Below are 7,828 nucleotides of genomic sequence, written 5' to 3'. Positions count from 1 at the left end.
TGACAAGTAACCCTATAAATATCATTTGCATCCTAAAATTATGGGTGAGTTCGATGACCGCGCTTTATTGAAAGAGTTTGATCAAGCTGGTGCTGGGGGAGTACTGTTCCGTCTGCGATTGTAGAATAGGTGGCGAGTCTGAAGAGATACGAGAGCCTTTTTTCTCTATTTTAACAGAGCTAGATCTGGCGTTAGTGGTGATTAATAGTGCGGCTAAAGCTTGGTTAAATTAAAACACTTGGTTCAATCAAAAGTAGGGAATGATTTCTTATCAGGATCTATATTTAATTCATGGGGATGTATGATGGCTCTTTTAACAAATCAAACTGATATAAATGATACAGTGCTACGTTCGGTTGCACATATGCCGACTAAAAGTTTATCTGTATTGATGGATGCGTCGTTCGCAAAGGCTCTGTCTGATGCTGACTTTATGCGCATTGCTGTATTACTCGCAGAGAAGAGTGATACTGAAGGCGGATGTCCAATTGGGGCGGTCATTATTGATAATGAAACTCGAAAGATTCTCGGAAAGGGCCACAATACCTTAGTACAGGAAGATCATCCTTATAATCACGGTGAAACGTCGGCTATACGAGATGCGGGGAGAATAGACTTTAGTAAAACGACGATTTTTACCAGCCTAAGCCCGTGTGATGTCTGTGCGACTTTAATTTATATGAGAGGCTTTCAGCGTGTGGTTGTGGGTGATATTACTAATGCGGGTGGCAGTGAGAATCAGCTACGTGAGAAAGGAATCTCAGTTGAGATTTTAGAGGATCAAAAAGGCATTGATGGCTATGCCCGATACCGTTCAGCAAAGCCCGATCAAGATCTTGAAGATTGGCAAGGAGTCAGTGCGGTAATGCATAAGTGCTCACTATGAAAAAACGGTCTACCTAGACTTGGAGGTCGTTTTTACAAGGTCTTTTTACTGTTTTGTTTTTTGCAGAAACGAGAGACCTTGTAGCAGCACCATAAGTAGAATAAGTGTAATGACAACGAGATTTCCGTATTGTACATAAGGGGTTGTCCCCATAGTGGTCTTTATTGGTGCGGTCAGTGTTGTGCGAATAAATTGTGGCGCTTGAGCGGTAATATGGCCGTTGTGATCGATGATAGCAGAAATGCCTGTATTAGTTGATCTGACAACGTATCGACCTGTTTCCTTAGCTCTAAATTGGGCAATTTGAAGATGCTGGACAGGACCAAAAGAATCACCAAACCAACCATCGTTACTCACTGTAATAAGAAAGTCACTGTCTTTTACGAGTGAGCGTACAAGTTCAGGGTAAACGATTTCATAGCAGATAAACGCGGCAACTCCCCATTCTCTTGCTTGTAATACGGGTTGATTTCTTTCACCTGCACTGAAAGTAGACATAGGCATGCCGAATAAATCCAGTAGTTTGCCGACGTAGTTAGCGAAGGGAACGTACTCACCAAAGGGGACAAGACGCTGTTTGAAATACAAACCAAAGCCTTCCCCCATCGCCCAAATACTATTGTGGTAACGTTCGTTTTCCTGATTGTAGTAAGGGATACCAGTAATTAGTGTTGTATTGGATTCCATGAGAACGTGTTGGAATGGTTTTAAGTGATTTTCTACTTGATGATATAAATAAGTAATCGCCGTTTCGGGCCAGATGACTAAGTCACTGTCTAAATGATCCATGGTTGCACTCTGATAGTAGCTAAGTGATTTTGAGGCTTGCTCTACTAACCATTTCTCATTTTGTTTTAAGTTTCCTTGGACAAGGGTTGTTTTAATGGTGTCTTTTTCAATAACCCATTGGATGTTATTGATAGACAAAAATACGCCTGTCCCCCATAAAAGGATGACCGCTAATAAACTGATCATTTCTTTTTTCCATTCGTCTTTTTTTGCCAAAAATAGGCTGATGGGGACGCTAAAACTAAGGAGGCAGGCGAAGGTTAATAACCAAATCCCGCCAATAGGGGATAGTTCAAAAAGTGGACTCTTTTCCATACTATAGCCCGCTAGTAACCATGGAAATCCTGTAAATAAATGGCTTCTTAAGTATTCAGTAAATAAAAAAGTCAAACTGATAATGAAGGATTTAGATAATGTGGGAGTAAATAAAAATAAGCGAGAACAAAGGTAACCAGCTAAAGCGTTGAAGGTGGATAGAACCGTAATAAATGCAAAGGTAATGAAAAGAGAGAGTGCTAGGCCAACTTGTCCATAGTTCGCAATACTGACAAATATCCAAGAGACACCCGCACCAAAGTAGCCTAAGCCAATAGAAAAGCCGAACCAGGCGGCTTCTCTGTGGGATTTAGATTGGGAGAGTAGCCATGAGAACCCCGCAATACTTGTGGCGATAGCAGGCCAAAAAGAAAAAGGAGCGAAAGCAAATACGCTGAGTGCACCAGCAATGATCCCAATAAAAAAAAGCCTTAAAAAACGTTTCTCCATGAAGGGTTGGAAAAGAGTTCGCATTTAAGGCTTTCCTATATGGTAATGAAATAATGTGGTTATTTAAGTTGATAGACTAAAGTTGTTCTCTGTCTTCAAGCACTTCAACATGCAGTGTTTTGACTCGGCGTCCATCTGATTTCATTACTTGGAATTTATACCGATCAATAACAATTTCTTCTCCCCGCACAGGAACATGACCAAACTGTTGAACTAGGATTCCTCCAATGGTGTCAAATTCTTCATCACTGAAGTTTGCTTTAAAGAAGCTATTGAAATTATCAACTTCACATAGGGCTGGAACAATGAAATGACTGGAGCCATCTAAAGGCTTAATATCTTCATCATCATGCTTGTCTGTTTCGTCTTCGATTTCACCGACTATTTGTTCTAATACGTCTTCTATAGTAACTAAGCCAGAAACACTGCCATATTCATCTAACACAATGGCCATATGATAGCGCTTAGTCCTAAATTCGTTTAACAAGACATTCAGACGTTTACTTTCTGGAATAAAGTTTGCTGGTCGTAACTGATTAAGGATATCCTCCATTGTTATTTCAGAATCCTTGAATAACAATGGTAATAAATCTTTAGCGAGTAAGACGCCAAGTATTTCATCCGAATCTTCACCTACAACAGGGAAGCGGGAGTGTGATGAATCAATAATTTTTCGTATCGTCGTCTTTGGATCATTGTCTGATTTTACAACCACCATTTGGGACGGAGGAATCATGATGTCCCTGGCTTGAACTTCAGAAACTTCAAGCGCGCCCTCAATGATAGTAAAAGCATCTTGATCAATGACTTCAGATGAAACCGCGGCTTCAAGAAGGTTGATAATGTCTTTACGATTCTTAGGTTCGTCATTAAAAGCTTGAGTTAAACGCTCAAACCAAGATTTTGATTGCTGATCGTTTGAGGTACTCGATCGATCTTCACTCATATTATTCTGATCTCACTCGTTTATCAGATAAGGGTTAGGTATGCTAAAAATCTTCAAAAGATCAATTTCCATTGATTCCATTTCTTCAGCGTCATCGTCATCTATGTGATCATAGCCACGAAGGTGTAATATGCCATGAATTACAAGATGTGCCCAGTGATTAAAGACAGGTTTTTCTTGTTCTTTGGCTTCACTTTCGACAATCTGTCGACAAATAATTAAATCGCCTAATAGCGGCAAATCTAAACCTGGGGGCGCTTCAAAAGGAAAGGACAAAACATTGGTTGGTTTATCCTTACCACGGTATTCATGATTTAACGACTGACTTTCTTCTATATCCACAATACGAATAGTGACTTCAAATTCATCGCCCATAGTAGGTAACGCGACTTGAACCCATTCTTCTAATTGTGTTTGACTTGGTAGGTTAGAGGTATCTTGAGTGGCAACCTGTAAGTCTAATTCCAAAACAGACATTATTTTTCCTCAAGCGCTTGGTAAGCCGCTTTTTTGGCTTTACGCTCTTCTTCCTGTTCAACGTCAAAGACTTCGTAGGCTTCGACTATTCGTTGCACTAATGGGTGGCGAACCACGTCTTCTGAACTAAAATGCGTCATGCTAATGCCTTTGACATTTTTCAGTACATGCATCGCATGGGATAAACCTGAATTAGTGCCCCGGGGTAAATCAACTTGTGTTGTGTCACCAGTAATAACAGCAGTAGAACCAAACCCAATACGAGTTAAGAACATTTTCATTTGCTCGCGCGTTGTATTTTGGCTTTCATCAAGAATGATAAAAGAGTTATTTAATGTGCGACCGCGCATAAAGGCTAATGGTGCTATTTCAATGACATTTTTTTCGATCAACTTTTCTACTAGTTCGAAGCCAATCATTTCATACAATGCATCATATAAAGGGCGTAGATAAGGGTCAATTTTTTGAGCTAAATCGCCTGGTAAAAACCCCAGCTTCTCACCCGCTTCGACGGCAGGGCGAACCAACATGATACGCTCAACACGATCACTTTCAAGAGCTTCAACGGCACAAGCAACGGCTAAGTAAGTTTTCCCTGTTCCTGCTGGCCCAATACCAAAGTTGATGTCGTTTTTACGAACTTCACGTACGTAATTATTTTGATTATTACCTTTTGGTTTTATATGCGCTTTACGAGTTTTAATTATTTGGACTTGTTGATTTGGATCGCTTTTTAATGATGCTAAGGCCGACTCTTGAAGATATAAGTGAATAGTTTCACGTGTAATTTCATTTTCGGCAAGAGCTTCCCTGTACAGGTTCTCTAATAAAACCTTTGTGGCACTTACTCTGTCAGCATACTTACCGGATATGTCGAATAATTCCCCCCGGTAGGTTATTTCTACTTCTAATCGAGATTCAATTAATTTGATATTCTCATCAAGCTTACCGCACAGTGCCGCTAAAGCGGGGGTCTGTGCTGGAGCCATGCGGATTTGTTGTGAAATAATAGTTTCCAAGAGATTCCTTATAGAGTTAAACGTCTGCGCTGATGGATCTTATATAATTGTGTGTTAAAGATCAAAATCGTCTTCAAGCTCGGAATTAACTAGTTCCCCGTGCAATGAATTAGGGGACGTCTGAGTAATCAATATATCAGCAAATTTACCTATTAATCTGGCATCAACCGTAGGAAAATTGACCAGACGATTGTTTTCACTACGTCCTTGCATTCGACCTGGGTCTTTAGGAGAAAAACCGCTCACAAGAATTCGCTGAACTGTGCCCATCATATTAGCACTGATATCAAATGCTTGTTGAATAATACGGCGTTGTAAGATAGCTAAACGTTGTTTTTTAAGTTCTTCAGTCGTGTCGTCCTCAAGTTCGGCCGCAGGAGTGCCTGGGCGAGGACTATATACAAAGCTAAAAGAGTTATCAAAGCCAATCTCTTGAATAAGATTCATGGTGTCGATAAAGTCTTCTTCAGTCTCTCCTGGGAAACCAATGATGAAATCGGAAGAGATGCTGATACCTGGTCTAGCGTCTTTGATACGGTTGAGTTTATCAATATACGATTGACGATCATGACCTCGTTTCATTGCCGCTAATATTTTATTTGAACCACTTTGCACAGGTAAGTGTAAATGACTAACCAATTTTGGTTGTGTACGGAAAGCATCAATTAAACTATCCGTAAATTCCACTGGATGGGACGTTGTAAAACGAATACGTTGAACGCCATCAATCTCTGCAATAGCATGAATAATGTCAGCGAGATCAAGTTCATCTTCATCTTCTTCGGAACGGTAGGCATTAACATTTTGTCCAAGAAGATGGATTTCACGCACACCTTGTTCTGCTAATTGAGACACCTCATTTAAAATGTCTTGAAAAGGGCGGCTAACTTCTTCTCCACGAGTATAGGGAACAACACAGAAAGTACAGTATTTACTACAGCCTTCCATGATTGAAACGTAAGCTTCAGCTCCATCGACTCTGGGTGCTGGTAAATGGTCAAACTTCTCAATCTCTGGGAAAGTGACATCGGTTATAGGAATGTGTTTATGGGCTGCATTTACCATTTCGGGTAATTTGTGAAGTGTTTGAGGACCAAAAATCATATTTACATGCTTGGCACGTTTTCGGATAGAGTCTCCTTCTTGACTAGCGACACATCCCCCCACACCAATAATTAAATCAGGGTTTTTATCTTTCAGCTTTTTCCAGCGACCAAGCTGGTGGTATACCTTATCCTGGGCTTTTTCTCGGATAGAACAAGTATTCAGCAGTAATACATCTGCTTCTTCTGCGTTTTGAGTAATCTCCATTTCATGACTGTCGCCTAATAAATCGGCCATTCTGGACGAATCATATTCGTTCATTTGGCAGCCATGAGTTTGAATAAAAAGTTTCTTTGCCATGTAATTTATAACCTGAAATAAATTGTCAGTTTGACTTTGCATCCATTATATTGGGCTTTAATGAATATGCCCAGTGTTGGACCTAAAAGTCCTTATTAAAATGACAATTTATTATAGAAAGTATGGTTATTGCCTTAAAAAACTTAAAACCGCTTAGGTGTTACCTGAAAATGAAGTTGATATTGTAAGAAGGCTGGTGTTACTACGCGTTTCATTCCACAATATATCGAAAGATAATGAGATGGAATCTTTCGATGAAGATAAAAATGATCGCCAGTGCGGCTATAATTAGTGGGAATCTGCTGTACAGTGTAGCGGTAAGTGCTGAAGAAGCGTTTTCCTCAATTCGCTTACCAAATTTCGAAGTGGGAGCAAGTGGAGGGCTGCTTTCATCTGAGCAATATTATGGCCTTGATGTGACCATTAATATGCCAATTACAAGACTGATCACGACGCAATTCTTAATTAACAGCGATTACCTTGTTGGCAATTCATCTAAGCAAAGTTACTCTCAATCAGAAGTAACTGGTAATGTTTTTATTCGTAATGGTTCCGGTAAGTTTGGTACTGGTCTGGGGTATAAAGAACGGAAACCGAATGATGAGGAATTGGACAAAGAAAGTAGCACCATTTTAAATCTTTATGGAGATCTTTACTTCGGTGACTTAACGGTTGGCATGGCGGATACTAAATATGAAGATGAAATTGATACGTTCTCAGGCCAGTCTTTAAAGGTTGAATATTACTTAGATGAAAATAGGAAGTTTTACCTTCGTAAGGAAAAAGTCATTCGAGAAGATATTTTGATTGTCGGGGTAGCCCTGCAACCAGAAAAATTTTCTAATCAGGCGGGGTTAGACTTAACTTTTGAAACTGGAGACGATCATTTTTATATTGGTTTAGGGGTTAGTTATTTTTTCGATACCCACTTCACACTAAAAAAACGTGATAGGGATTTTCGCTAGATTATAGATTAAATGGTGTGTGACTGTTTGCGATTGATTACTTGCCACTCTATTTCACTGACAGGCATGACGGATAAACGGTTTCCCTTTTTTAATAGGGGCATATCCTTTAATTCAGGGCTCTCTTTTAAACTTGAAAGGGAAATGATTTTTGGAAATTTACGGACAAATTCAAGATCGACCATGAACCATTTAGGATTATCTGGTGTCGATTTTGGATCAAAATAATGGTTGCTTGGTTCCCATGAAGTATGATCCGGGTAGGCCTCAGTGATTACTTTTGCTATTCCTGCAATGCCAATGTTTTTGCAGCTAGAGTGATAGAAAAAGACCAGGTCACCTTGCTTCATATTTTTCATATGATTTCGTGCTTGGTAATTCCGCACTCCGTCCCATGATGTGGTTTTCGTCTTTAAGTCGTCAATAGAAAACACATCAGGTTCAGATTTCATCAACCAATAATTCATTTTTTCTCTCGCAATTTCATTTTACTACAGTTTTTAGGTTTCGGATTAAGTTTACTCAATCTACAATGTAATAAAAGAGTTTGTACGCTCTATTGATGGTAAGTTTCACT

At 39.6% G+C, this 7,828-nt stretch carries 8 protein-coding genes; 2 read left to right on the top strand and 6 right to left on the bottom strand.

What is annotated here, in order from left to right:
• Positions 1-304 precede the first annotated feature (304 nt).
• Positions 305-886: a nucleoside deaminase gene (locus O1D97_RS02520; protein ID WP_269122544.1), complete on the top strand. Its 582-nt coding sequence runs from the start codon at positions 305-307 to the stop codon at positions 884-886.
• A gap of 45 nt (positions 887-931) precedes the next feature.
• On the opposite strand, the gene lnt is transcribed toward O1D97_RS02520, so the two are convergent.
• From lnt to miaB, 5 genes are all read right to left on the bottom strand, one after another.
• Positions 932-2,464, bottom strand: coding sequence for an apolipoprotein N-acyltransferase (lnt, locus tag O1D97_RS02515; RefSeq protein ID WP_269122542.1), 1,533 nt, complete (start codon positions 2,462-2,464; stop codon positions 932-934).
• A gap of 52 nt (positions 2,465-2,516) precedes the next feature.
• Positions 2,517-3,386: a CorC family transporter gene (locus O1D97_RS02510; protein WP_269122540.1), complete on the bottom strand. Its 870-nt coding sequence runs from the start codon at positions 3,384-3,386 to the stop codon at positions 2,517-2,519.
• A 12-nt stretch (positions 3,387-3,398) separates the two neighbouring features.
• Positions 3,399-3,863 carry an rRNA maturation RNase YbeY gene (gene ybeY / locus O1D97_RS02505; RefSeq protein ID WP_269122538.1) on the bottom strand — a complete coding sequence of 155 codons (465 nt, stop codon included), beginning with the start codon at positions 3,861-3,863 and terminating at the stop codon, positions 3,399-3,401.
• A complete protein-coding gene (locus O1D97_RS02500) occupies positions 3,863-4,852 on the bottom strand; it encodes a PhoH family protein (protein ID WP_269122546.1) in 990 nt (329 codons plus the stop codon). The genes ybeY and O1D97_RS02500 overlap by 1 nt, the downstream gene beginning before the upstream one ends.
• A gap of 84 nt (positions 4,853-4,936) precedes the next feature.
• A complete protein-coding gene (gene miaB, locus O1D97_RS02495) occupies positions 4,937-6,286 on the bottom strand; it encodes a tRNA (N6-isopentenyl adenosine(37)-C2)-methylthiotransferase MiaB (protein WP_269122536.1) in 1,350 nt (449 codons plus the stop codon).
• A gap of 254 nt (positions 6,287-6,540) precedes the next feature.
• On the opposite strand from miaB, the gene O1D97_RS02490 reads away from it, so the two are divergent.
• Entirely contained in the window at positions 6,541-7,251 is a 711-nt protein-coding gene (locus tag O1D97_RS02490; protein ID WP_269122534.1) for a hypothetical protein, read from the top strand.
• A gap of 8 nt (positions 7,252-7,259) precedes the next feature.
• Here O1D97_RS02490 and O1D97_RS02485 read toward each other — a convergent pair whose 3' ends face one another.
• Positions 7,260-7,718 carry an EVE domain-containing protein gene (locus O1D97_RS02485; RefSeq protein WP_269122532.1) on the bottom strand — a complete coding sequence of 153 codons (459 nt, stop codon included), beginning with the start codon at positions 7,716-7,718 and terminating at the stop codon, positions 7,260-7,262.
• Positions 7,719-7,828 lie beyond the last annotated feature (110 nt).

It is taken from the genome of Marinomonas phaeophyticola (assembly GCF_026966905.1).
Taxonomy (GTDB): Bacteria; Pseudomonadota; Gammaproteobacteria; order Pseudomonadales; family Marinomonadaceae; genus Marinomonas; species Marinomonas phaeophyticola.
The sequence above is the reverse complement of the archived record's forward strand: the minus strand, read 5'-3'. Positions and strand labels throughout refer to the sequence as shown.